Source organism: Sorangium aterium (assembly GCF_028368935.1).
GTDB classification, from domain to species: domain Bacteria; phylum Myxococcota_A; class Polyangia; order Polyangiales; family Polyangiaceae; genus Sorangium; species Sorangium atrum.
In genome coordinates, this window is the sequence record NZ_JAQNDK010000001.1 from 3,588,915 (window position 1) to 3,612,415 (window position 23,501).

The window sequence follows — 23,501 nt, forward strand, 5'->3', positions numbered from 1 at the left end:
TAATCCCAATCGAACCATAGCTCGTCGAACTGAGGTTCGATCGTCCCCAGCACCTCTCTCTCGCTCGCGTCATCGAAGACCCTGACCTCCCCATCGACGTGGAAGAGGTTGAAGAGCCTCGGGCGCCCTCCCCTGGACCTGGCGACGACCAGGCCCCAAGGATGGGGCGCTACTTGGCCGCTTCGAAGCCGAGCCCGAAGCGGGCGCGGCGCGAGGCAGCGCCGGCGAGGTGGATTCTCTCGACGATGCGGCTCACGCACCGCTCGCTGTCGACACCCGTGTAGCCAGCCAGCTTGGCGGCGCCGTCCGGGACGAGCTCGATGTCGAGCTCGGCGGGGCCCTTCGGCGGCTCGGCGTAGCAATACGGCACCCGGCGCGACAGCACCTCCTCGAGCAGAGCGATCTCCTGCTTGCTCAAGGCCTTCGCGCTCTCCGCGTTTGCCTTCGCGATCACCCGCACCTTGGGCTTGCCTCCCATGCGGAAGACGTCGCACGCGATCCGGCCCTGCTGCGACCTGTCGTTCGCGGCCTCGACCCGCGCCCTCGCCGCATCGGCCTTCTTCTCGCGGTCGGTGTCCGTGTAGACCTTCACGAGCGAACAGCACGCGTGCGCCGAGCCGCTCGCGCACGCTCGATCCAGGGCCTTCTCGGCGATCGCTGCGTGAATCTTCGCGGGCTCGAGGTCCATGTGCAGCTCGCCGCGCTCCTCGCAGGCGGCGACGTCTCCTGCGTTGCAGGCGCGGTCGAAGCTCTCGTCGACCTCCTTGTCGTGGCCGTCCTGTCCCGAGAGCGCATCGCCGAGCGCGAAGCAGCTCTTCGCGCTCTTCTGGCAGGCGGCGCGGAGCTCCTTCAGATGGGCTTCGCGCTTGTCACACGCGCTCTTCGCGCCGAGCTTGCACGCCTCGCCGAACGCCCGCAGCGCAGACCCGAGCGAGAACCCTGGAGACTCCTTGCCTTCCGCCTTCGCGTGGAGGTCGCCCAGCGTCTCGCACGCGGCCGCCTTGCCCGCCGCGCACTCGGTCTCGCAGGTGTCGATGTCCTGCGCATCGCTGCACGTCTTCGCCGGCGCGGGGGCCGCGGTCGCCGCGCTCGACGCGGGTTCGGCGGGCGCCGGGCTCACGACCGGAGCAGGCGCCGCCCTGCTCGCACCAGGGGGCGCCTGCGCGGGCGGGGCGTCTGCGGGCGGAGCCGACGGACCGCAGGCCAGGAGCGAAACCGCGGCGCAGGACGGGAGGAGAATGGCAGCGAGGCGCATTTTCACGTGCGTCACCGTACAACCATTCGGACTCGGCAGGACGGAAAAACAGGATCGCTGGGCGCCAATGCCGTCGCAGCGCAATGCCGCTTCGAGCGCCCGAGCGTGGCGCGCCACGGTGTCGTTCGCGCGCGGCGGCCGGCTCCCCGCCGGCTCAGGGCGAGCAGGTCCCGGTGCCGTTGTTCTCCTCGCGCACGCTCTCGGGCGGCCAGTCGAGGCGCTCCACGAGCGCGTCGACCTCGCAGCTCGGCAAGCTCTCGTTGCCCATGATCTCGATCCAACCACCGATCGTCCGGGCGCCCAGGCCACGGAGCGTCGCGAGCGAGCGGTTCTCCGCGACGATGAGGCTATCGAGCTCGGCCAGGCCCTCGAGCCCGGTCAGCCCGAGCAGCGCGTCGTTGTCCTGGATGACGAGCTGGCTCACCCGGACCAGGCCACGCAGAGCGTCGATGTCCACGAGCGATCCGTTGCCTTCGAGCCTCACGACCTCGGTCACGCCGTCGCCCGCGCTGAACGAACCGAGCCCGTCGAGGCTGGTCAGCGCGGGGTTACCGACGATCTCGATCCCGTTTCGGACGTCGCGGAGGCCGCTCAGGTGCCGCAGATCCGTGAGCCGGGGATTGTACGCGATCGACAGCAGAGAGAGATCCGAGATCTGCTCCACGCCTGTAAGGCTCACGAGCCCGGCGTTATGGCCCAGGGAGAGCACCGACAGCTCGGTCACGCCGGCGAGGTCGGACAGGTCCGCCAGAGAGCCACAATCGGTGATGAACAGCTCTCGCAGGCGCGTCACGCCGCCGAGATCGATCCCGGTGAGCTTGGGGTTGGAGGTGAGATAGAGCGACGGCGCATCGCCCGAGTCCGAGCGAATGTACGCGAGAGCGTCGGCGATCACCAGCTCGGGATTCGATTCGATAACGGCATACAGGACACCACGGAGCGAGAGCATGCCCGTGAGCGTGCCCATCGATGAATTGCCGGTGATGATGAGACCGTCGACGGTCTCGAGCCCCCCGAGCCCGACCAGGTGCCGGAGACGCTCGTTCCGCGCGATGGAGATGGATCCCGCGTGACGGAGCTGGTCGAGGCCGTACAGCGAGGTCAGCTGCGGGTTCTCCGCCAACACGAGGTTCTGGACGGTCGAGAGCCGCGAGACACCGTTCAGCTCGCGGAGCCCGTCGTTCCCGCTGATGGCGAGCTCCTCGAGATCCTCGACGGCCCCGAGGCCGTCGAGGCTGGTCAGCCCGTCGTTGTCGATCACGCTGAGCCGCCCGCTGCGCAGGCTCTCCACCCCGCGCAGCGTCGCCAGCCCGTCGTTGCCCTCGATCCAGAGCTCCCCCTCCTCGAAGTTCTCGACGCCTGGCAAGAACAGGAGCGCATCGTTGTCCACAAGGCGGAGCGTCCCCCGGCGGAGGCCCTGAAGCCCGTCCAGCGACACGAGGTGGTCATTGCCTTGGATCAAGAGCACCCCTTCCTCGAACCTCTCGAAGCCTGACAAGGAATCGAGCTCATCGTTGTCGACCACGTGCACTTCATGTGCGTTCAGCCCGACGCCGGCGACGCTCTCGAGGATGGGGTTCTCGCGGATCTCGATGAGTCCCTTGACCTGTTGCAGGCTCGGAAGCTTGCCGAGGCGGAGCAGCGACGCGTTCCGCGCCACCTCCAGCCGCGCCCCGACGACGGAAAGGGAGTCGAGGCCGTCGAGGCTCGACAACAGCGAAGTGTCGCTGATCACGAGGCGGCCCGTGATGGTCGTCAGACACGCGAGCGGGGACAGATCGGAGACCTCGCCGCCGATGTTGAGCCTGCCATTGAGCCGAGTGACGCCGCGCAGCTTCTCGAGATCCTCCTGGCGATTGACATTCCAGGTCCCGTTTTCCACGCGGGTCGGGTCGCACCCCTGCTCGGCGCCCCCCGCGCCCCCGGCACCTGCGCCACCGGCACCCGCGCCCTCCGCACCTGCGCCCCCCGCACCTGCGCCGCCGGCACCCGCGCCCCCGGCACCCGCGCCACCGACGCCCGGCCCGCCACCCGAGGATTGACCGCCTGAACTGGCACTCGCGCCGATCGCCGGGTCGCCCGAGCTCGATGCCGTGGCGCCGGCACCACCAGCCCCTGCCGTCGCTCCGACCTCGCCTTCATCCGCCGACGGTCCCTCGATGTCGAGCGCATCCCGGGCCCCACAGGCCGACGCGAGCGCAATCACCGCAAACACGCCCACCCACCACGGGTTCCGCATGCCGCGAGGTTGGGCTCACCGCGATCCCGCGTCAAGAACGACCGGGTGCTGGAACTGTGCGGTTACAGCACGGAAATTTTGCAGGGGACGCGGAGTGCGCCATGCCGGTCTCGCTCGTCTGCGACCTCTGATAGGTCCGCTCAGGGTGGCTGTGGAGTCAAAGCTGTTCGTCCGGCGCATGGATCATCTGTTGATAGAGCGCCGCGTCCGAAGAAGGGATCGCTTGCGATCCCGCACACGCAGCCTGATCACCAGGGGCCGCGACCGGGGAGCCACGGCGCGCGAGCTTGCGCCGAGCTCGTCTCTGCGCGATCTTCTCGCCATGCAATTCGTCGAGGTGATCACCAGAGACGGCATCGCCGAGGTCACGCTGAGCCGACCGAAGGTCAATGCCATGAACCAGGCGGTGCTCCGCCAGCTGGCCGACGTCTTCCAGCGGCTGGCGGAGGACGACGCCGCGCGCGGCGTGCTCGTCCGGGGCGCCGGCAACTGCCTGTCTGCGGGTCTCGATCTCCGCGAGGTCGCGTCGCTCGATCGAGAGGGGCTTGGAAGCTTCCTCGACGACTTCGACGCCGCGTTCGGCGCCGCTTTCCGCTTTCCGAAGCCGTTCGCCGCCGCCGTTCACGGCCACGCGATCGCGGGCGGGCTCCTGCTCGCGATGTGCGCTGACTTCCTCGCCCTCGGCGCCGGCGACTACAAGGTCGGTCTCCCCGAGCTCGCCGTGGGCATCGCCTTCCCGCGCGTCGCCTTCGAGATCGCCCGCGCCGCCTCTCCCCCCCGCGCGCTCCGAAGGCTCGTCTTCGGCGCGGAGCTCCATTCCCCCGCGAGCCTCTTCGACATGGGCGTGGGCGACGCGCTCTCCGCCGAGCCGCTCGAGGACGCGCGCCGCTTCCTCGCCACGGCGTGCGGCCGCCCCGCCGCGGCGTTCCGCCTCGCCAAGGCGAGCCTCCGCAGGGAGGCGTGGGAGCGGGTCGCGGCGCAGCCGACGGCCGAGCGGGAGGCCCTGATGGACGCGCTCCTCTCCTCGAAGCAGGCCTTTCTACCGGCATGAACGCGCAACGCGCGGCGCGCGAGGGCCGTCGCTCGCGCTCCTGAGCGCGGAGGGGACACGTCGCTCGAGCTTCAGCGCTTCTTGCGTCGCCCTGGGTTCGATGGGCTGGACGCCGCGTGGGCCGCATCGTGTCGCGCGGGGAGCCGGACCTCTCGTGCGCTCTCGATCAGCGCTCGCACGACGGGCGCGCGTGAATCCTCGGCGCGCCACGTGACGAACTCGCTCAGGTTGAGGTGGAGGCCTTCGATGGGGCGCCACACCATCGAGGCCTGCGAAGCCATGTCCGAGATCTTCTCCCCGGCGAAGGTGACCGCGTCGCCGATCGCGACCAGCGCCATGAGCGCCTCGAGATCGATCACCTCCGCCGTCACGTGCAAGGTCACGCCCTGGGCGCGCGCCGCCGTGATGAGGTCCGCGTGGAGCCGCGGATAGAGCTGACGTGGCTGGAGGAGCACGCGCTCGCCCTCGAGGTCGCGAAGTCGAACCTTCTTGAGGCGCGCGAGCCGGTGGTCAGGCGAGAGGAGCAGGCCGAGTCGGTCGCGGGTCATCTCCAGGTGGCCGAGGGCGTCGTCGCTGGGCGCGTAGGCGCCGTAGCCGAAGGCGATCGTCCCTTGCCGCAGCGCCGTCCACTGCTCGACGCTGCTCATGGGGACGAGCTGCAGCCCGACGCGGGGCGTTCGCCTTCGGAAGGCCGCGACGAGGGACAAGAGCGCCCCCATGAAGGTCGTCCCCGATTCGAAGCCGATGACCACGGTGCCGAGCCTTCCTTCGGCGACCCCCTTGGCTTCGTCGACGGCCGCGTCGACGCTCGCCAGGATACTCCGGGCCCTCTCGGCAAAGGACTTCCCGGCGGCGGTGAGCTTGATGCCACGTCCCTCGGGCTCGAAGAGCTCGACGCCCATCTCCTCCTCGAGGTCCTGCATCTGCCGGCTCAGCGGCGACTGCGAGACGTGGAGCCTCTCGGCGGCCCGCCGGAAGCTCTGCTCCTCGGCGATGATCACGAAGTAGCGCAGGTGTCGGAGTTCCATGGGTTCGACCGTTGCCTTGGAGGTATCATACAAGCACAATCAATGTCTTGGACGGCTCGATACCGGAAGCGTACGTAAGCTCCCATGAGCATCACGAGTCCAAAGTCCCCCCGCGTGCTGGTGTCCGGCGCCAGCATCTCCGGTCTCACCACCTCCTACTGGCTCGCCCGCTATGGCTTCGAGGTCACGGTGGTTGAACGCGCGCCGCATCTGCGGCCGGGCGGTCACGCGCTCGATGTGCGCGGTCCGGCCATCGAGGTCGCGGAGCGGATGGGCATTCTCCCCACGATCCGCGATCGCAGCACGAGGCTGACGGGCATCGCCGTGGTCGACGCGGACGGCAACGAGCTCTTCCGCAGCACCGAGAGCACGTTGACGGGCGGCCGGCTCGACAGCCCTGATGTCGAGATCCTCCGGGACGACCTCTGTCAGGTGCTTCACGAAGCCGTGGGGAGCCGGGTCGAGTACGTCTTCGGCGACTCCATCGCGTCGCTGACCCAGGACGAGTCGGGCATCGACGTCACGTTCGCCGCCACCGCGCCCCGCCGCTTCGACCTCGTGATTGGCGCCGATGGACTGTATTCGGGCGTGCGGCGGGTTGCCTTCGGCCCCGACGAGCAATTCCTCCGTGCCGTCGGCGACCTGTACGTCGCCACCTTCGGCATGCCGAACTTCCTCGGCCTCGAGCGCTGGCAGGTGATGTACCGGCAGCCCGACTCCGTGGGCGCGCTGGTCATGGGGTTGCGGAGGGATGTCAACGCGAGGACCTACCTCGGCTTCAACGCCCCGGAGGGGCTCGCCTACGACGTTCGCGACATCGCCGCGCAGAAGCGGATGCTGGCCGAGCGCGTCGCGGGCGCTGGATGGGTGATCCCGCAGATCGTCGAGCACATGATGCGCGCGACCGACTTCCACTTCTACTCGCTGAGCCAGGTCCGCACGAGCACCTGGTCGCGCGGGCGCATCGTGTTGGTCGGCGATGCTGGATACGCCGTCTCTCTGGGCACGGGTCAAGCCACCTCGGTCGCGATGGTCGGCTCCTACGTCCTGGCGGGTGAGCTCGCCGCCCACAGGGATGATCTGGTGAGGGGCATCGCCTCGTACGAGGACGACCTGCGCGCCTACGTGACTCGCAATCAGGACATCGCGCTGGAGCAGGACGCCAGGCAAGACGGACCGCCCACCGAGGACGCGATCACGGGCGGCCTACCGGATTTCGGAGCGCTGACGCTGCCGTTCGCGCTCAAGCCCTACGAGGGTCTGGTGAGCCGCTCATCAGATCCACCAGCCGTGAACTCGCCCGGGGCCTCCTCGACGGGAACGGCCGGAGGTCGCATCAGGGGAGCGGCCCCCACAGCGTGCCGCAAACACCACCCGTGTAGTTGATGCGGTCCACGTATCCATACCCCGTGACTGGAGTGTCGGGACACTGGTATCGATTCGTGCCGATCGAGGTCGGGCTCTGGGACGACGGGGAGCCGGTACCCCAGTCCCCCCCGGGCGTGCTGCACCACACCTCCGCCGGCGAGCATCCCTGGCCACCGGTCGTGATGCATCAGACCCCCGTCGCGACCTTGTCGCTGGGACAATCGGTCGTCCAGATGTGGTTCGTCGTGGACGATGGACCGGGCGTACAATAGATCCGGAATTGGGAGCGAGACGAATTGCTCTCCCGCCTCACGGCAGGCCGAGCGCCGCGCAGGCCGGCCGCTGGCCGGCTTCGGCCGGCCGGAGCGACACTCTCATGGCTGGTGCATGCCCCCCGGAAATCGCGCAGAGCGGCTGTACGACTCCCCGCAACCCACCGTCCAGATCGAGCCGCCCCCTCACTTGCCCCGCGTCTTCGCCGCCTTCTGCCGCCGCACCATCTCCGCGATCCAGACGGGCGCGAACGGCGGCGTGCAGCCAGGCGACGCCGGGTAGTCCTTGAGCACCTCGAGCCGCTCGCCGATGGCCACTGCGCGGGCGCGCAACCCGGGGTTGTGGATGCCGATCTCGGCGAGACAGTGGTTCATCGACCACTGCTTCGGGCCCGGCGCCGCCTTCATCTCCGCCTCGATCTGGTCGAGCAGCGCGGAGAGATCGAGGCCGGCTGGGCTCTTCACGACGCGATCCGTCGTCAGGCTCCAGCCGGCGCGCCCGACCAGCTCGCTCGCGGAGTCCTTCCAGCGGACACGCAGCTCTTCGACGTGCCGCGACGCCTTGACCACGTTGACGATGAACCAGTCGAGGAGCTTGGGATAGCCGATCTCCCGGACCATCGCGTCCAGCTCGTCCGCCGACAAGGCCTTTGGCTTGAACACCAGCGTCGCCAGGAGGCGGGCGTCGGGGTCCCCGGTGCGCCACAGCTCGCCGGCCAGGGCGTGGTCCGTCTTCAGCTGCTTCGCGAGCGCGCGGAGCTGGGTGAGGTTCACGCCGTGGGCGTCTCCCGCGCGGACGTTGACCTCGCGCATCTTGTCATTGCTCAGCGCGGCGAGGTCCCGCATGACGTTGGTGAGGTCCATGGCCTCGAGCTAGCCGTATCCGCGTGCGCCGTCCAGCGACGCGGCGTCGCCTCGGGTCGCGACGCGGACTGGTCGTTGAACCAGCGTCGTTGTTCCAGGAGGGCCGGCATGCCCCCGCGAGGACGACTACAGCGCCGGCACATCGCCGCGAGCAGCGATACCACAACCTATCATTCACACTGAAAGCGCGGGCCAGCTCGAGGAACCAACCGACTTCCTCGGCAGAGTGGCGTACGATACTTCAGCACTCGCGCTGCGCGGGGGCAGTGGGGTCAGCATGCATTCAAACCACGATCGCCAGCGGCCAGCGCACCGCCAGGTCAGCGGTTTCCTCATCAGCGGAATCGTCCTTCTCGGCTGCGAAAGCACGGTCCACTACGAGGATACCCGGCCTTCTTCCGGAGGCACGGGTCACGCGGAAGGCACCGGAGCGACAGGCGGCGGAACATCGAGCGGAGGAACGGGCGCGAGCGGCGGCCTTGGGAGCGACGCTGGGAACACGACCGCCGCCGCGGGCAACTCGGGCGGCAGCGGAGGGGCGTCGGGCGGAGCAACCGGCGAAGGCGGAGGGACCTCAGGCGGAGCAACGGGCGAAGGAACCACACCGGCGGAATGTGACGCCTGCAACGCCGGCGATTCCTGCGCCGGCGGGCTCACCCCCCAGGTGCGTTGCGACAACGGCACCTGGGATCACGACGGTGATCCTGCCACGTGCTGCTCCCCGTGGGCCACGTGTGCTGCCGGCACGTACGTCTCGCGCGCAGGCAGCGCGGCCACGGATCGAGAGTGCACGAGCTGCCCGTCTGGCAGCTTCAGCCAGTCCTCCAACATGGACGAGTGTTCGCCGTGGACGGGTTGCGCGCCGGCTTCGAGGTCATGGCCACAGGGCGGAGTGGCGACCCCCGGAACAGCAACCGCCGATGCCGTATGCGCCGACCCTTATTATAAATTCGGTTCGGAGGGCTTGTACGTGGCCTTTGCCGTGGCGGTCGACGGCGGCGGCAATGTTTACGTCGCGGGAAACACCTACGGCGCGTTCGGATCGGACGGCGGTGAATCGGACGCCTTCGTCCGCAAGCTCGATGCGCATGGAGCCGTTGTGTGGACTCAGCGGTTTGGGACATCGAGCGACGACCATGCCAGGGGCGTGGCGGTCGACGGCAGCGGCAACGTCTACGTGGCTGGAACCACGGGGGGCGCGCTCGAGGGTGCCAACGGAGGCTTTGGCGACGCGTTCGTGCGGAAGCTCGACTCGAGCGGCGCGACGCTGTGGACACGGCAGCTTGCCACGTGGCGTTCGGAGTCGGCAAACGCCTTGGCTGTCGATGGCCAAGGAAATGCTTATGTTGCCGGAACCAGCTACGGGGGCGGCCAGAACACGGGTGAGGCGTTCGTGACCAAGATCGACACGAACGGCGCGCCAGCGTGGACTCAACTGTTTGGTGGGCCAGACGAGGACGAAGCCATGGCCGTAGCGGTCGACGGCAGCGGCAGCGCCTACGTCGGCGGATACACCTCCGGCGGCGTCGTCGCAGACTCGGACCGAGGACAGCGGGACGCCTTCGTCCGCAAGCTCGACTCGAGCGGCACGACGTCATGGACTCGGCAGTTCGGCTCCACGGAGAACGACTTCGTCTTCGCAGCGCGCGTGGACGGCAACGGGAACCTCTATGTTGCGGGGAGCACCGCCGGCGAGGTCGGCGGCCCGAGCGAGGGATCCCCAGAAGCCTTCGTGCGCAAGTTCGACGCAGGCGGCGCGACGTCATGGACTCACCACGCCGGCCATGCGTCCTACGACTACGGCTCTGCCCTGGCCATCGACGGCAAGAACGACGTCTACCTCGTGGGATCCACGAGCAGCGGCGAAGAGGACGTCTACGTGCGCAAGCTCGACGCGAGCGGCGCAGCGCAATGGACCAAGGAGATCGGGACGCTGCGCAGCGACACGGCGCTCGCCGCGGCCGCAGACGCCGACGGCAATCTGTACGTCGCCGGGTACACCGGCGGGTTCTTTACCACGTCGGACGCATTCGTCCTGCACGTGCCCACCGAATGACCCTGGGCCATCCGCCCGACGGGCCGCCGGGAATACGCTGAGCGTCTCTGGCGGCGTCAGAGGCTCATGCCGACGCCCACGCGGAGCCGCATGGCCACTGCGGCGCCGACCTCGCCCTCGTCGCTTCCCGCGCGTTGCTGCTTGAAGACGTACGTTTGCGCCGCCGCCTCGACGCCGAGGTAGAAGCCCTCCGCCAGATCGATGTTCACCCCTGTATCGACGCCGAACGTCCCTGCCAGGCCATGGCGGTCGGGCGCGCGCCCGGCGGTCTCGAACCGCTGCCTCATGACGGCCAGGCCGACGTCCACGCCGACGCCGAGGCTGATCACGGGCAGGTCCCAGGAGCGGGACAGGCGCACGTCCAGGCCCAGCTCATCATCGCTCGCCTCGAGGTGCTCGTTCTGGAAGGCGCTGCGGCACGCGCTGAGCCGGGGCGCGACGCCGAGGTGCTGGAGCTCGATCCCGTATCCGACGAAGCCGCCGTGACAGAGCGAATCCCCGGGGACAAGGGGCGTCCTGAGCTGATAGCCAGCCACCGGCCCGTGCGCGACCTCGCGGACGCCGCCGCCCTTGCGCACGAGCCGAGCGAACATGACGCGGCTCAATCGCTCGTCGCCGACATCCATCGTTTCCCCGGCGCCGGCCTCGACGCTCCCCTCCAGGAGAAAGTCGGGGCCTCGCCCCCGCACGAAGTAACGGCCAGGGCGCAGGCTGACGGTCCGCGTCGCGTCGCTCGCCCCCACCTCGGCCACCACCGCGCCCTCGCTGGAGTCCCGCATCACGAGGTAGGCCCTGCCGGCAGGAAATCGGAGCATGCCCCGGAGCGACGCATGGACAGGCAGCTCCGTCAGGACGAGCTTGCCCTGGCCGCGGAGGTCGTAACGGAAGGTGGGGTGTTGCGCCCCGGCCCACGTGCGGCTCGTGGCGCGCAGCGTGCTCTCGTACGCATGGCGGTACGCCTCTTCGAGGGAGACGGCGCCGTCTCGATCCGCGTCGGCCGTCCCGAGCAGCCCCGAGACGAGCGCGTGGGTGAAGAACGACCCTTTGAGCTCATCGGACTCCTGAGCGTCCTCGTTTCCGGAGCTCGACGTGAGCGTCACCATCCCTTGCCCGGCGAGCCGCTGATCGAGCTTGATGACGAAGGGCGGCGCGCTCGAGCCGCCCTTGACCCGCGTCAGCGCCCCGGAGCGGCACGAGTCGACGATCAAGAGCCGCGCAGAGGCCGCCGAGCCGCGGACGAGCTGCTCGAACTCCGTCAGCGAGAGCGGCGTCGGCCCGAGGTGAAGCGCGTTGGCGTCGGCGTGGCCGGAGTAATAGACGAGGTAGAGGACATCGGTGTCCGGGCTCGATATGGCCGCGCGGACACGGTCGTTCATCGTGATGAGCGTGCGCCGGACCGTCTCTACGCCCTCGCTCCGCAAGAGCACCAGGTTCGCCGGGGGGAAGCCGCCGAGGTCCTTGAGCACATCGTACATCTTCGACGCGTCGTCCTCCGCGTACCGGAGCTCGACCTCGCCCTTCTCTCCGGCGTTGTTGCCGATGAGCACAGCGAAGCGCTCGATACGCGCCTCGGCCGGGGCCGCCGAGGCGGCGACGGCCAGGCCGCACGCCCCGGCGAGCGCCGCTCTGCGACGGCGGATCACGGCGACGCCGCGGCCTTCTCCGCCGTGAGCGCGTCGACGTCGCAGCCCGGCGGGGCGGGCGGCGCGTCGGGGTGAGCCGCGAGCGCGGCCCGGAGCGGCTCGACCGCGATCGCCTCCGAGCAGAACAGCCCGAAGATCCGCTCGGTCCCGAGCGTGTCGTCGAGCACCGTGCTCTGGGGGAGGAGGACCTCCCGCCCCGGCTCGATCCGCGCCGCGACAGGACCGCTCGGGTAATAGACGCTCGCCTGGGAGGCCCCGTCGACGCTCAGGATCACGAGATATCCCGCCTCCGCGCTGGAGTACGTGAACTGGATCGCGTCGCCGGGCTGGAGCCGCTCGCCGGCGCCGCCGGGCAGGACGCTCCCGCCGCGCTTGACGTAGAAGCCGATGCGCTCCGCTCCCTTGATGCGCTCTCCCGGGATCTCCGCGTCTCGCCCCTCCGGCGCGGCGTGGAAGCGGAAGAAGAAGAGCGCCGCCGCCGCCGCGGCGAGCGCGCTCGCCGCCGCGGGCGCCAGCCATCGGCGCGGCGGGCGGACCTTCTCCGCGGCGCGGGCCGCCGGGGCGCCGCGGGCGAGCCGCAGGGGCGGCGCCGACGCCGTGAACGAGGCCCGCGCCGCCTCCATCCCGGAGCGCCGCGCCGAGCACCGCGGACAGCCAGCCACGTGCGCGCTCGCCTCCTGCGCCGCGGCCGCGTCGAGCTGGCCCGCCATGAGCTCGTCGAGCGTCAGATCCGAGAGGCACCCTTCGGGTCGCGCTGGCGTCATGGACTCGAACTCCCTTCTCTCATCCGGTCGGAGAGCGTGGCCTTCAGCCGCTCCAGCAGATTGCCGACGTGCCGGCGGGAGCAGCCCATCACGCGCGCGATCTCCTCGTGGGTCATCTCATCGGAGTAATAGTGGACGGCGACCTGCGCGAGGTCGCCCGGGAGCTGCGCGAGGAGCTCCCGCGTGAGGAGGGCGTTCTCGGCGGACGCCGCCGCGCTCTCTTGCTGCAGGGGTGCAACGTGGGTGTCGAGGAGCCGCAGCCGGTTCTTGTGATCGCGGATGCGGTTCAGGCATGCGTGCGTGGTGGCGCCGTAGAGCCAGCCCACCATCGGGCCCTTGCCGTCGAGCTGCCCGGGCTCGCCGAGCAGGGAGGCGAAGACATCCTGGAGGATCTCCCGCGCCTCCTGCTCGTTCCCGAGGAGCCGCCGCGCCCGGCGCAGCACGATGTGCCCATGCTGCCGGTAAGCCGCCTCGATCAGCGACACCAGCGCCTCGCGATCCTCCACGTCCGAGCGTGTACCACGATCAGTGCCAGTCGGGGTACGTCAAATCCTCGGCAGGCGCCATCCGGACGGTGAGCGACGCGCTCGACCCGCTGGCCGAGGGACGGATCTTGATCTTCACGTCATAGCCGGCGCAGGCGTTGTGCTCCGCCTCCGTCGTCGCCGCGGCGTCGCAGGCGTCGAAGGCAGCTTGCAGCTCTGCGTCCACGTCGCCTTCGCGGCTGAACACATCCATGACATGGAATCCCGGGGAGAGCGGTCCCCCGAAGAGATTCGACCAGAAGCTGTCTTCCGCCATCTCGCTCTCGACGTACACGATCACATGGTCCTCATCGACGCCGAGCGAGGTGCCCTCCCCGGCCGAGGCCTCGTCGAGCGCCGCTTCGACGGTGGCGATGCCGACCCGGGTGTCCACAACGCCGAACTCGCTGAAATCGTTGAGCGCGCTCTCCGGCGGGGGCGCATGGATCGACAGCGTGAAGCTCGCGGGAAAGCTCCCGGTCACCGCCGTCTGGACGGGGAAGTTCTCGACATCGCCCTGGGTGTTCCAGACCAGCACGGCGTCGACCGGCCCCGTCGGCGCGACGTCGAGCTCATTGACGATCGTGCCCTCGACCGTCAGGAGCGCCTCGCCCGGATAATCGGAGCCCACCTGGGGGTCGCCGCACGCGGCGAGCAGGAGCGGGAGCGCAAAAGAGACAATCGAACGATGCTTCATGACATCTCTCCTTGAGAAAAGAACAACGAGCCATGGTGAAGGAGCAAACCAGCCATCCGCGAGAGGACGCCGCGCGCAGCGCGCGCCGTCACCGCCGTGGTGCGGTCTCGCCGCCGACGGAGCTCTCCTGGAGGCACGGCGGGGCGCCTGCCGTTCGGTGCAGCGCGGCGCCCCAGAGGGGGCCCCGCCTTCGCTGGCCCCTTCGACATGGAGAGACCGCAGGGGTCCCGGTTCGGGCACGGCTCGACGTCGATTGTTCATCTTCCATCACTGCTGTACTTTTACCTCCCCATCACTCAGCCGAGCGACGCCCTGAAGCGGGCGCTCGCGCCGGTCGCCTCACGCGAAGGGACGACGCACACCCACGCCTGAGCCCCTCGCTCGACCCAGGACGGGGGATTGGAGAACAGCTGTTACGAAGTCCCGCGGCGGGCTGAGGTCGCTCACAGGCGTGCCGCCCGCCGGCCGTCGAGGCGGGTCGCCGGGCGCCGAGTTGTGATACTGCTCGTCTCCCCGGGGGGAGAAGGAAAGCACCATGTCGGAGTCGAAGCTCGCCGCGCCGCAGATGGTCGTCGACAGCCGTATGCTCTATTCGAGCTGGGTCCCAGCGGATCCTGCCGCCGCCGCGGCGCTCCTGCCGGACGGCATCAGGCCGGCGGAGAACAAGGCCATCTACATGAACCAGTACGTGGTCGACAAACCGGAGCAGACCTCCGGCTTCGGCGCCTATTCGCTCACCTACCTGGGGCTGGATCTCGCGGATCACACGACGCCCGACGGCGGGAGCCCGGCCCGGTTCTTCACGCACTACTTCAACTCCTCCGAGACGGTGATCGGGTACGTGCGCGAGCGCGGCGTGCCGGCGTCGCCCGGGGCGACGACGCTCGAGCTGCACGGCAGAGAGCTCGTGGCGACCACCTCGGTCGACGGCGTGCCCATCCTCCGGACCAGGGCGCTCGTCGGCAACAAGATCGGCGTCGTCGCGCGCGGCCACCTCGCCTACGTGACGAAGGTCGACGGGCGGCTCGTCGCCGGCAACTACCCCTATATCGCGGACATGGCCGACCCGTACGAGCTCCTCGCCGTCGAGTTCCTCGCGAAGGATCACCCGGTGTACGCGCTCCGGCCCGGGAGCCCGATGCAGGTGGTGAAGACCGCCTCATGGTACTCGCCCCGCAGCTCCTTCGTGTATCCGGGAGGAGAGCGGGACCTCTTCTGACGGCCCCGCCCCCGGCCGCCCTTCGCTCCGGCGCGGCGCTCGCCGCGGCCGGCGCGGCAGCGCGTGTCGGGAGTTCACCGGGACGCCAAGGCCGCCAAGAGAGCCAGGATTTTCTCTCCCTGGCGTCCTTGCGCCGGATGGCTCGTATTCACTTCATCCGAGCACCAGAGCGCCGTCCCCTGTGAGCCCGTCGCCGCCATGGCGGGGCGAGCGGCCCTGTACCGATCCTGCCCGCGCCGGCGAGCGCGCGCACACACACACCGAAGGACACGCCGCCAGGGTGGATTGGATGGGATCCCGCCAGAGCGCGCGATCGCGAAGGGAGAGAAGCCTGGAAGACCCGTGACCGCCTGGTCCTCGATCGTCGCGCCGCGGGCGGCGACGGAGACCCGCGCGGCCCCGTCGTGCACAACGCGGCCCCGGGTACGTCGGTTGCTCCGAGCCCGTCCGCGGCCGGAGCCGGCCGCTCGTACAAGGGAGAGAACGAATGAATCGACTGATTCGACTCGGAGCACTCTCGGCCTTCCTGTCGCTCGTCCTCTGGGGCGGCAAGGACGTGGCGGCCGCTCCGATCCCCGCCGCGCTGAGCAGCAAGCAGCTCAAGGACCTGACGACCGCGGACGAAGACACCACGTGCCAGTCGCTCACGCCGAGCCTCGTGCTCACTAGGGAGGATACCTGCGAGTTCGTCGGACTCCTGTGGTCCACGGTCGGGCAGGTCTGCACCGTCGTGAGGGACAAGTGCCTGGCCGAGGCCCAGCAGCCGCCGGCGCGAGCGGAGGACACGGCCACGGCGAGCTGTCTGCCGCCGGCCGAGTCGCGCGCAGGCTGCACCGCGACGGTGGCCGAGTACGAGGCGTGCATGCTGGCGAACGCCGAGAAGGTCCGAGCGCTCGATTGCGACTCCGCGACGAGCGCGCTCGAGGCCCCCGTCCCGGCGTGTGACCTCATCGCGCAGAAATGCCCCGATCTCGGCAACACCGACGATGACCAAGGCGAGGGCGAAGCGCAGCCCTGACGCCACCGCGAGGCGCGCTTCGCAGGCCCTCTGCCCGCCTCGGGCCGGCCGCGAGGCGCGCCGCGGCTACAGCGCAGCGCTCCCGATCTGCTGGATCGTCGCCTCCACCTGCAGCCGCTCTCGCTGCTCCGGAGACGACTGGATGAGCTCGTTCAGCTTGCTGTAGATGACATAGAGCTTTCCATCCCGGAGCACGCCGGTCGTCGGATAGACGTCGCCGAGCCGCTGGACCGCGCGCAACCTCGCGGTGCTCCAGCCGTCCTCGCTCGACAGCGAGAACGCGGCGTTCGACGCGACGCCGGCGGCCTGGTTCGCGACGACCACGAGATCCTTCTTCCCCACCAGGGTCAGCCCGTCTCCGCCCACGAACCGCTCGGCGACATCGACCCTGGAGAACCGCGAGGGGTCCGCGAGGGGCACCTTGAACAAGCTGCCATCGCTCTTCTTGACGACCAGCAAATAGCCATCGGGGTGGACGACCACCCCGTTGAGGTTGATCCCATCGCCGGCGAATCGCTCGTCCCGCAGGAAGACGGCCGCGTTTCCCTGCGAATCGACCTTGTAGATGGTCGGCGAGAAGCTGTCGGTGACATAGGCATTGCCGGCCGAGTCCAGGGCGATGCCGTTCACGAGGTGAGCGCCGGGGGACAGCGGCGCGAGATCCACGTAGTGGATGGCCTTGCCCGTGGCGAGATCGTAGACGCCCACGGCGGCCACGTTCTTCGGCCCCGCGGCAGACGGCTTGACGCTCGCGCCGAGGTCGGAGCTCACCGCCCAGAGGCGCCCGCGCTCGACGTCCACGGCGATGCCGAGCACCGAGCAGAGGCGTGGGTCGTCGACGACACGGGAGACGCCGCCATCGCCGTCCACCGCGTAGATCGCCCCCTCCCTGAACGAGCTCACAAGGAATTTGCCTCTGCTGCTGTCGAATTCGATCGTCTCCGGATACAGCGCCGGCCTGTGGACGGTGATGGGCTGTCCCGTGCGCTCCAGGGTGACGACCTCCGTGCGAGCGCAGCCGGCGGCCGTCAGCCCGATCGTCGCAACCGCGCACAGCGCCCGGGCGGTCAACCCCGCACGCGCCGAGCGCGCAGCCGTGCGCCGCGCGCTCGGCGTCCTGTTCATGATCGACATGTCAGCTCCTGTTCTGCTGAGGTATCCCCTCAGTTTCTTCGGAAAGTCACAGGGAGACAGGGAGACGGAGAGGGAAGTCTTCAAATACTCCCTGTTTCCCCGCTTCCCTGCTCAAATTCCCCGCTGAAAATGGCTGCAAAACGAGGGGATTCTCGGCCTGTTCTGGACAGGCTCGTGCGGTGTGCGGAGCGCGCTACCGAGGCGCGCTGCCGGACGCCCGGGGGCGCCTCTCCCACGTCGTCCATTCGTCGACGAACCGCTCCTCGATCCAGGCCTTCGCGGCGCGCGCGTGCCTCAGCTCCTGGCGCAGCTCGAGCACCAGAACGGCAGCCTGGGTGTCCTCGCGCTGCGCGTCGGGGAGGAGCAGCGCCTCCTCGAGCCGCGCCTCGATCTCCTGCTCGCGGCGCGCGAGCTCGACCATCTGCTCGCTCGCAGCGGCCGCGTCGGGCGGCGATGCCGTCGCGTCGAGGGCAGCGCCACGATCCCGCGCGAGCGCGTCGCCCGCGCCTGCCGCGAGCAGCGGCGGCCGCGCGCGCGCCACCTGGACGCTCAGGCCCGCAGCCGCCACGCCGGCCGCGGCGAGGCTGGCGATGGCCCGCCGCCGGCCCCGAGGGCTCGGCGTGGATCGCGCCCGGCTCCCTGCATCGAGAAGGCGCCTGACGCGCGGGAGGAGCGCGCCGGACGAGCGCGCCATGGCCGGGACCAGCGCGCGCCGCGGGGCGAGCGACGCGCCCGACGCGACCTGGACCAGCGCGCGCGCCAGACCGAGGGGATCCCCCGTGAGCTCGACGGCGCGATCGTCACAGGCGAGCTCCGCTGTCTGGCGGAAGCGGGACGACGCCCAGTGCACGAGGGGATGCACCCACAGGACCGACTGCACGAGGCCCGCGGCCGGAAACCACAGCCCGTCGCGGCGCTCGAGGTGCGCCAGCTCGTGCGCGAACACGGCGTCGACCTCCGCGTCGGTGAGGGCTGCGAGCCTCGCCAGCGGGACGCAGATCTCGGAGGCTCCGATCACGAGCGGGCTGCCGATGCCGGCGCTCTCCGTCAGCGCGACCCGGCGCAGCCCGGCCCGGGCGCGAAGCCGCTCCAGCCGCTGGAGCAGCCGCGCGTCCTGCACCTCCCTGCGCCCGCGGAGGCCACGCCACAGCAGCAGCGCCGACGTGGCGAACCGCAGCAGCCCCAGCGCGGCCGCTCCGGCCGTGCACGCAGCGAGCAGGCTCCACCCGGGGCTCCCCCCCGCGCGCCGCGCCGGCGATGCGGCGCCGGCGCTCTCCCTGGTCGAACCGCCCTTCTCCGGCGCGGCATCGAGGACCGCCGGCGCGGGAGCGTCCTCGAGCGACAGGACAGCGATCTCTCCAGGAGATGCCGTGTCCCCGGGCGCGCGCTCGAAGCCCCATGACATCGCCGCCGCGAGCAGCACCGTCGCGAGCGGACCGAACAGCGCCATCTTCCAGAGCAGGTGCCGCGTGGCGGACGAGAGGGAGCTCCGCCGAGCCAGGAGCGCCGCCGCCCCGGTCCACACCGCGGCGTGGGCCGAACAGGTGAGCAGCAGCGCCAGCCAGAGGGCCGCGATGCCGGGCCAGGTGCCCGGCCCTGCGAGCAGGTGGAGCGCCAGGATCACGCGCCTTTCTCCTTGATCAGCCGCTGCATCTCCTCGAGCTCTTCAGGGCTGAGCTGCTCCGACTCCAGGAGCTGCGCGGTGAGGGCCGAGGCCCTGCCGCCGAAGAACGAGCGGAGCACGCGGTGGAGCACGCCCCTCGCCGCCTCCTTCTGGTCGACCGACGCGCGGTACACGAACTGCCTGCCAGACCGCTTGCGCTCCACCCACCCCTGCTGGCTGAGCCGCTGCAGCAAGGTCGCCACCGTCGTGGGAGCGAGCTCCCGCCCGTCCTCCGCCATCGCCGAGACGACATCCCCGACGGAGCCTTCCCCGACGGCCCAGAGGGCCTTCATCACGGCGAGCTGCAGATCGGTCAGCGCTTCGGTGCCCACGACGACAAGTGTCGTTCATGGGCGGCCGTTCGTCAACTACAAATGTAGTCGCCCGAGTTCCGGGGGGACGGCCGCCGGGATCCCGGGCCCGGGTCGGGCCGCGCGCTACGTCGGCAGCTCCTCGAACTGGGGGAAGGCGTCCGTGATCTGATGCCAGGGCGCCTTCGAGCCGACGTAGATGTGGTGATCGGGCCCCTTCGTCGGCGCGCCGTCGAGCGTGCCGAGCTGCACGTGAGCGAAGCGCTGCTCGCGGACGACGTCGTACACGGGCGAGAAGCACTGCTTGCAGAGGCAGCGGTACCCGTCCTCGGACTCGCCGACCCGGAGCAGGTGCTCCCGCCCTGCGGTGACGCGGAGCCTGTCGATCTCGATCCCGCCGACGGCGGCGCAGGCCGCGCCGGTGCGCCTCCGGCACCTCGAGCAATGGCAGTAGAAGGCGTAGCCGAACGCGTCGTCGACCTCGAAGCGCACGGCACCGCAATAACAAGCTCCGTTCAACATGGCCCGTTTACCTCTCTCGAACGCGGCGCTGGAGAGCGCCGCTCTGGCTCCCTCGAACGCGGCGCCTGGGGGCGCCGCTCTGGCTCCCTCGAACCCGGCGCCTGGGGGCGCCGCTCTGGCCCTCGCGCCCCCCTCACCCGTCGGGGAACGGGATGAACTCGATGTCGTCGCCCGGCACCTTGGGGAAGCGCCCCGCCTTCCAGTCCTGCTTCGCGCGCTCGATGCGCTCCGGCGAGCTCGAGACGAAGTTCCACAGGATGTGCCGGTCGCCGTCGAGCGGGGCGCCGCCGAGGAGCATCACGCGGCTCTGCGAGAGCGCGCGGAGCGCAGGCCGCGCGCCCGCGCGGAACACGAGCATCGTCCCCTCCCCGAAGCGCTGGCCCTCGCAGCCGACCGACCCGTCGATCACGTAGGCCGCGCGCGCCGCGTGCTCCTCGGGCAGCGGGAGCGTCGCGCCCGCGTCGAGCTCCGCGTGGACGTAGAGCGTCGGCGACAGGACGCCGACCGGCGAGCGCGCGCCGTAGGCCTCCCCCGCGATCACGCGCAGCACGGCGCCGTCCCGGGTGACGACGGGGATCGTCGCCGCCGGGTGGTGCTCGAAGCGGGGCGCGTCCTCCTCGTGCTCCGTCGGCAGCGCGAGCCAGCACTGGACGCCGTGGAGGTGCGTCTCGTGCGCCAGATCGCCGCGCTCGGAGTGGACGATGCCGCGCCCGGCGACCATCCAGTTGACGTCGCCCGGCCGGATCGGCTGCGCCGTGCCGAGGCTGTCGCGGTGGAGGATCTCCCCCTCGAACAGGTACGTCAGCGTCGCGAGCCCGATGTGCGGGTGCGGGCGCACCGAGATGCCCTGTCCCACCGCGAAGCGCGCAGGGCCCATGTGATCGAAGAAGACGAACGGGCCGACGAGCCGGCGGCGGACCGACGGCAGCACGCGCCGCACGGAGAAGCCGCCCAGATCGCGGGAGCGCGCGTCGATGACGAGCTCGATGGCGTCCGCGGGCGAGTCCACGCAGGCGGGTTCATGGTCGGCATAAAGGCTCATCAGGGGGGCTCCTTCGCAGCGCTGGGCGGGGTGCGCGGGGCGTCGCCTCGGTCCAGCGATCGCTACCCTAGCCCAGGAGGAGGTCCGGATGTCGAGCGCCTCATGGCCCAGGTGTTTGCCTGGCTGCGTGTGAGGTGATGCCGAGCCGCCCGGCCCCCGGGGAGGGTGCCCGTCGCGCGGGGCAGCGACGGGCGGAACATGGAATGGCCCGAGCCTGTACGAGCTCGACTGGGGGCGCGGGGCTCTGCGTGTTCGCGAGGACGCGCTCCCGCAGCGCTGCGGGGACTCTTCTGTGCGCGCTTCGCGAACGAGACGCGGTCGTGTGCCCCCACGTTCGGGCGCACGGGCGATGTCGTGCAACTCGGAGCGCGACCGCGGGCGCGCCGTCAACCGCAGCGGCGGCCCGCCCAGGGCGCCGCCGCGGGTCGCGCTCGCTCGTGGCGCTGGCACGCGGGCGACCTCGTGCAGCCTAGGCGCACCGCCGTCCGTGCGCTCTCACGGCCACGTGGACAGACCGCCAGTGACAGCAGCCTGACGAACACTGGCGCCGCAGACAGCTGCGCAGTGGCCCACGCTCTGGACGGTATGACCCATGTCCATTGGGATACTCTCCTCCCAGTTGCATTTGACGCCCAATCCTGCCATCAGAAGAATTGGCTGCATCGCCAGGTTCTCCGGGCGGTAACAAAGGGGGAAGTAACCGATGAGAACGGAATGCGGACGGGTCGCATCGGCGGCGATGTTCGCTCTCGTGATCGGTGTCGCTTCGACGCAGGTAGAGGCATCGGAGCTGAGCGCCGGTGTAAGTCTCGGCTGGATCCACGCTGGCACTGCGCCGCGCTTCGCGGTAGGCCCGCACGCTGGGATATCGTGGCACCTTGAAAAGAACCTCCTGTTGAAGGTTCATGATCTGTGCAGCGTTCTACCTCCAATCCAGACAGGCGGACCCGGCGTTTACAATCACACCTCCGTTGCCCTTGGATATAGCTGGAGGGATGGCGACATTGGCGTGGGCCCATCGGTTGCGCTCTACCTCATGCCAGCGTGCGGAAGCACCTTGTGTGGACAGGTTGCCGGGATGGCGGTAGGCGGACATGCGCAAGCCAACGCGTACATTGCGGGGCCGCTGGGCATATCGGCGAGCGCCAATCTGGATTGGATCGACGGAAGAAGTCTTGTTCTACCAGGCTACGCATCCGTCGTTGTCGTTGCCGGTCCCGTGATGCGATGGAGTTCCAGATGAGCTCAAGAACGAGCCTGTTTCTCATCGTCGCTATCGCAATCTGGGCGTTGGCGGCGTGCAACTGGACGGTGGGAGACTGCTACCCTCGCGAGGAATGGACCTCGGGCGCAGGTGCGGGGCCAGGTTCGGAGCCCGTTCCGGTCTTCAGCTCCAGCGCAGCCGGTGACTTCGGTGATGCGCCATCGGGAGAACGGCAAGGCGCCGGAGAGCAAGAGATCCAGTGCAACAAGACGGATAGCTCAGAAGAAGAGGAAGAAGAGCGCCCGAGAGATAGCTCGGAGAGTCCGACAAATGGCACATGCTCAGGCCCCGGTGACACCGTCGGAGACGGCCAGACTTACGTATTCTGTAGCGACCTCTGCGTTTCGAAGTGTCCGCCGGCCGGAGTGAACGGCTTCTCGCCAACCATCTTCAGTTTCGTCACGACTATCCCCGACGACGGAACAGGCGAATCCGGAGGCTGGCAAAAAGCCACCGTCAGTCTGAAGGTCAAGCGGTGGGTTGAGATATATCCGGAGTTCTGGGAATGTCCACAGATGACGTTCGGGATGCCGCTGCGAAACAAAGATCAGGGGCAGATTCCAGCGGGCGAGGCCGCGCGCATCAGTGCCGACGTGGCGACCAAAGCTTCGCGTAAAATAATGAGGGCAAACCCCACTATTCCGCGAGGAATCTACTGTACCATGTTAAAGGACGAGATGGACATCAGCCTCCGCAAGCGCGTGGCCGGGTCCAGAGTCACACAGCCATGAAGCACGGGGTCGAGGAGTTGTTCGACGTCGTATATCGCTACTACCCTCGGCGAGTTCCGTACGAGGATCTTGGTCGCGTGCAAACAGAAGAGGATCGACGGCTGGTGGACGCCCGTCGCCGAGCCAGCGCCGATTGCGAACGGTGGCTTGGCATGTTGCGGCGCCTGCGTGAGCAGTTCCCCGAGAACGAGGTCGATAATTTCTCAGTTCATCTCGCGATGGGAAGCCACGACGGCTGTTATTCCGGTTCTCTCTATCTTCCGAAGGCCACCGGAGAACACCGACATGCAATCGAACTGAGGGTGAGCTTCCTGGTCCCTTATTACATCGTCTACGGCTCGCGCCTCGTTGATGACCTCGAGGGGATCGAGAGCCAGAAGTCGCTCCGCGCGACGCCACCTCGTGCCGTCACGATCTTCGTCCATGATACGGCCTACATCCTGCCCGCCTGGGTTGGCAAGCTGATCAAGCTGATCAAGCCCGAGCTTGTTGAACCACCTTCGATGGAAGATAAACCCACGCGGCAGGTCATCTCCTTTGAGCTATCGCCCGATGAGCAGCCGTACGCTGCAGGGATCGCCCAAGAGATCGAAGCGACATGGGGATACGAGCGCATGCCGCCGGAGGTCGGCAACGTGGTCGTGCCGGACGTGGCGACCAATCTACGACGTTTGGGAGAGGCCAGGCTATACGATTGCCTTTTTTCAGACGCATGGTAAGCCGGTGATGCTCTCAACCTCGACACTCACCGACACCCAAGCGATCTGGCAGAGCATGAAGCGCAGCGGACCGGGCTCGAACCGTCCACAGCGGGCCGAGCTCGCCGACGTGACCTT

20 protein-coding genes are annotated in these 23,501 nt (G+C 69.2%); 7 read left to right on the top strand and 13 right to left on the bottom strand.

Translation table 11 applies throughout. The features are described 5' to 3' along the window. Positions 1-169: 169 nt before the first annotated feature. A complete protein-coding gene (locus POL72_RS13240; protein WP_272095545.1) occupies positions 170-1,270 on the bottom strand; it encodes an SEL1-like repeat protein in 1,101 nt (366 codons plus the stop codon). A gap of 139 nt (positions 1,271-1,409) precedes the next feature. Next, positions 1,410-3,137: a leucine-rich repeat domain-containing protein gene (locus tag POL72_RS13245; RefSeq protein WP_272095546.1), complete on the bottom strand. Its 1,728-nt coding sequence runs from the start codon at positions 3,135-3,137 to the stop codon at positions 1,410-1,412. A gap of 679 nt (positions 3,138-3,816) precedes the next feature. On the opposite strand from POL72_RS13245, the gene POL72_RS13250 reads away from it, so the two are divergent. After that, positions 3,817-4,545 carry an enoyl-CoA hydratase/isomerase family protein gene (locus tag POL72_RS13250; RefSeq protein WP_272095547.1) on the top strand — a complete coding sequence of 243 codons (729 nt, stop codon included), beginning with the start codon at positions 3,817-3,819 and terminating at the stop codon, positions 4,543-4,545. A 71-nt stretch (positions 4,546-4,616) separates the two neighbouring features. Here the strand turns inward: POL72_RS13250 and POL72_RS13255 are convergent, their stop codons facing one another. Beyond that, the gene (locus POL72_RS13255; protein ID WP_272095548.1) at positions 4,617-5,573 is read right to left on the bottom strand and encodes a LysR family transcriptional regulator; all 957 of its coding nucleotides are present in this window, start codon (positions 5,571-5,573) and stop codon (positions 4,617-4,619) included. Positions 5,574-5,657: 84 nt separating this feature from the next. On the opposite strand from POL72_RS13255, the gene POL72_RS13260 reads away from it, so the two are divergent. After that, entirely contained in the window at positions 5,658-6,959 is a 1,302-nt protein-coding gene (locus tag POL72_RS13260; protein WP_272095549.1) for an FAD-dependent monooxygenase, read from the top strand. Positions 6,960-7,399: 440 nt separating this feature from the next. Here the strand turns inward: POL72_RS13260 and POL72_RS13265 are convergent, their stop codons facing one another. Then, complete coding sequence (locus POL72_RS13265) at positions 7,400-8,077, bottom strand: DNA alkylation repair protein (RefSeq protein ID WP_272095550.1); 678 nt, start codon at positions 8,075-8,077, stop codon at positions 7,400-7,402. 970 nt (positions 8,078-9,047) lie between these two features. Between POL72_RS13265 and POL72_RS13270 the strand changes: the two genes are divergently transcribed. Beyond that, positions 9,048-10,133 carry an SBBP repeat-containing protein gene (locus POL72_RS13270; protein ID WP_272095551.1) on the top strand — a complete coding sequence of 362 codons (1,086 nt, stop codon included), beginning with the start codon at positions 9,048-9,050 and terminating at the stop codon, positions 10,131-10,133. 56 nt (positions 10,134-10,189) lie between these two features. Here the strand turns inward: POL72_RS13270 and POL72_RS13275 are convergent, their stop codons facing one another. From POL72_RS13275 to POL72_RS13290, 4 genes are read right to left on the bottom strand one after another with little or no spacing between them, the layout of a single operon-like run. Next, entirely contained in the window at positions 10,190-11,776 is a 1,587-nt protein-coding gene (locus POL72_RS13275) for a caspase family protein (protein WP_272095552.1), read from the bottom strand. Beyond that, the gene (locus tag POL72_RS13280) at positions 11,773-12,540 is read right to left on the bottom strand and encodes a DUF4384 domain-containing protein (protein WP_272095553.1); all 768 of its coding nucleotides are present in this window, start codon (positions 12,538-12,540) and stop codon (positions 11,773-11,775) included. Before POL72_RS13280 ends, POL72_RS13275 begins: the two co-directional genes overlap by 4 nt. Continuing rightward, complete coding sequence (locus POL72_RS13285) at positions 12,537-13,046, bottom strand: RNA polymerase sigma factor (protein WP_272095554.1); 510 nt, start codon at positions 13,044-13,046, stop codon at positions 12,537-12,539. The genes POL72_RS13280 and POL72_RS13285 overlap by 4 nt, the downstream gene beginning before the upstream one ends. Before the next feature lie 19 nt (positions 13,047-13,065). Beyond that, positions 13,066-13,761, bottom strand: a complete 696-nt coding sequence (locus POL72_RS13290; RefSeq protein ID WP_272095555.1) for a hypothetical protein — start codon at positions 13,759-13,761, stop codon at positions 13,066-13,068. Positions 13,762-14,296: 535 nt separating this feature from the next. Here POL72_RS13290 and POL72_RS13295 point away from each other — a divergent pair. Continuing rightward, the gene (locus POL72_RS13295; protein ID WP_272095556.1) at positions 14,297-14,980 is read left to right on the top strand and encodes a hypothetical protein; all 684 of its coding nucleotides are present in this window, start codon (positions 14,297-14,299) and stop codon (positions 14,978-14,980) included. Positions 14,981-15,467: 487 nt separating this feature from the next. Beyond that, positions 15,468-15,998 (top strand): hypothetical protein, encoded by a 531-nt coding sequence (locus POL72_RS13300; RefSeq protein WP_272095557.1) that lies wholly within the window; start codon positions 15,468-15,470, stop codon positions 15,996-15,998. Positions 15,999-16,064: 66 nt separating this feature from the next. Here the strand turns inward: POL72_RS13300 and POL72_RS13305 are convergent, their stop codons facing one another. The 5 genes from POL72_RS13305 to POL72_RS13325 all read right to left on the bottom strand — a co-directional run bounded on the left by POL72_RS13305 (position 16,065) and on the right by POL72_RS13325 (position 20,670). Further along, positions 16,065-17,132, bottom strand: a complete 1,068-nt coding sequence (locus POL72_RS13305) for a hypothetical protein (protein WP_272095558.1) — start codon at positions 17,130-17,132, stop codon at positions 16,065-16,067. Between the two features lie 193 nt (positions 17,133-17,325). Then, entirely contained in the window at positions 17,326-18,756 is a 1,431-nt protein-coding gene (locus POL72_RS13310; RefSeq protein ID WP_272095559.1) for a M56 family metallopeptidase, read from the bottom strand. Beyond that, entirely contained in the window at positions 18,753-19,127 is a 375-nt protein-coding gene (locus POL72_RS13315; RefSeq protein WP_012239228.1) for a BlaI/MecI/CopY family transcriptional regulator, read from the bottom strand. Before POL72_RS13315 ends, POL72_RS13310 begins: the two co-directional genes overlap by 4 nt. A 105-nt stretch (positions 19,128-19,232) precedes the next feature. Further along, positions 19,233-19,628, bottom strand: coding sequence for a GFA family protein (locus POL72_RS13320; RefSeq protein ID WP_272095560.1), 396 nt, complete (start codon positions 19,626-19,628; stop codon positions 19,233-19,235). A gap of 133 nt (positions 19,629-19,761) precedes the next feature. Further along, positions 19,762-20,670, bottom strand: a complete 909-nt coding sequence (locus POL72_RS13325) for a pirin family protein (protein ID WP_272095561.1) — start codon at positions 20,668-20,670, stop codon at positions 19,762-19,764. Positions 20,671-21,909: 1,239 nt separating this feature from the next. Here POL72_RS13325 and POL72_RS13330 point away from each other — a divergent pair. Together POL72_RS13330 and POL72_RS13335 are read left to right on the top strand one after the other, a co-directional pair. Beyond that, complete coding sequence (locus tag POL72_RS13330) at positions 21,910-22,665, top strand: hypothetical protein (protein ID WP_272095562.1); 756 nt, start codon at positions 21,910-21,912, stop codon at positions 22,663-22,665. A 77-nt stretch (positions 22,666-22,742) separates the two neighbouring features. Further along, entirely contained in the window at positions 22,743-23,384 is a 642-nt protein-coding gene (locus POL72_RS13335; protein WP_272095563.1) for a hypothetical protein, read from the top strand. The last annotated feature ends 117 nt before the right edge of the window (positions 23,385-23,501 follow it).

Coding starts and splice junctions, on each gene's coding strand:
- POL72_RS13250 (WP_272095547.1), top strand. CDS start 3,817: ATGCAATTCGTCGAGGTGATCACCAGAGACGGCATCGCCGAGGTCACG.
- POL72_RS13255 (WP_272095548.1), bottom strand. CDS start 5,573: ATGGAACTCCGACACCTGCGCTACTTCGTGATCATCGCCGAGGAGCAG.
- POL72_RS13260 (WP_272095549.1), top strand. CDS start 5,658: ATGAGCATCACGAGTCCAAAGTCCCCCCGCGTGCTGGTGTCCGGCGCC.
- POL72_RS13265 (WP_272095550.1), bottom strand. CDS start 8,077: ATGGACCTCACCAACGTCATGCGGGACCTCGCCGCGCTGAGCAATGAC.
- POL72_RS13280 (WP_272095553.1), bottom strand. CDS start 12,540: ATGACGCCAGCGCGACCCGAAGGGTGCCTCTCGGATCTGACGCTCGAC.
- POL72_RS13290 (WP_272095555.1), bottom strand. CDS start 13,761: ATGAAGCATCGTTCGATTGTCTCTTTTGCGCTCCCGCTCCTGCTCGCC.
- POL72_RS13295 (WP_272095556.1), top strand. CDS start 14,297: ATGTCGGAGTCGAAGCTCGCCGCGCCGCAGATGGTCGTCGACAGCCGT.
- POL72_RS13300 (WP_272095557.1), top strand. CDS start 15,468: ATGAATCGACTGATTCGACTCGGAGCACTCTCGGCCTTCCTGTCGCTC.
- POL72_RS13305 (WP_272095558.1), bottom strand. CDS start 17,132: ATGTCGATCATGAACAGGACGCCGAGCGCGCGGCGCACGGCTGCGCGC.
- POL72_RS13320 (WP_272095560.1), bottom strand. CDS start 19,628: ATGTTGAACGGAGCTTGTTATTGCGGTGCCGTGCGCTTCGAGGTCGAC.
- POL72_RS13325 (WP_272095561.1), bottom strand. CDS start 20,670: ATGAGCCTTTATGCCGACCATGAACCCGCCTGCGTGGACTCGCCCGCG.
- POL72_RS13330 (WP_272095562.1), top strand. CDS start 21,910: ATGAGCTCAAGAACGAGCCTGTTTCTCATCGTCGCTATCGCAATCTGG.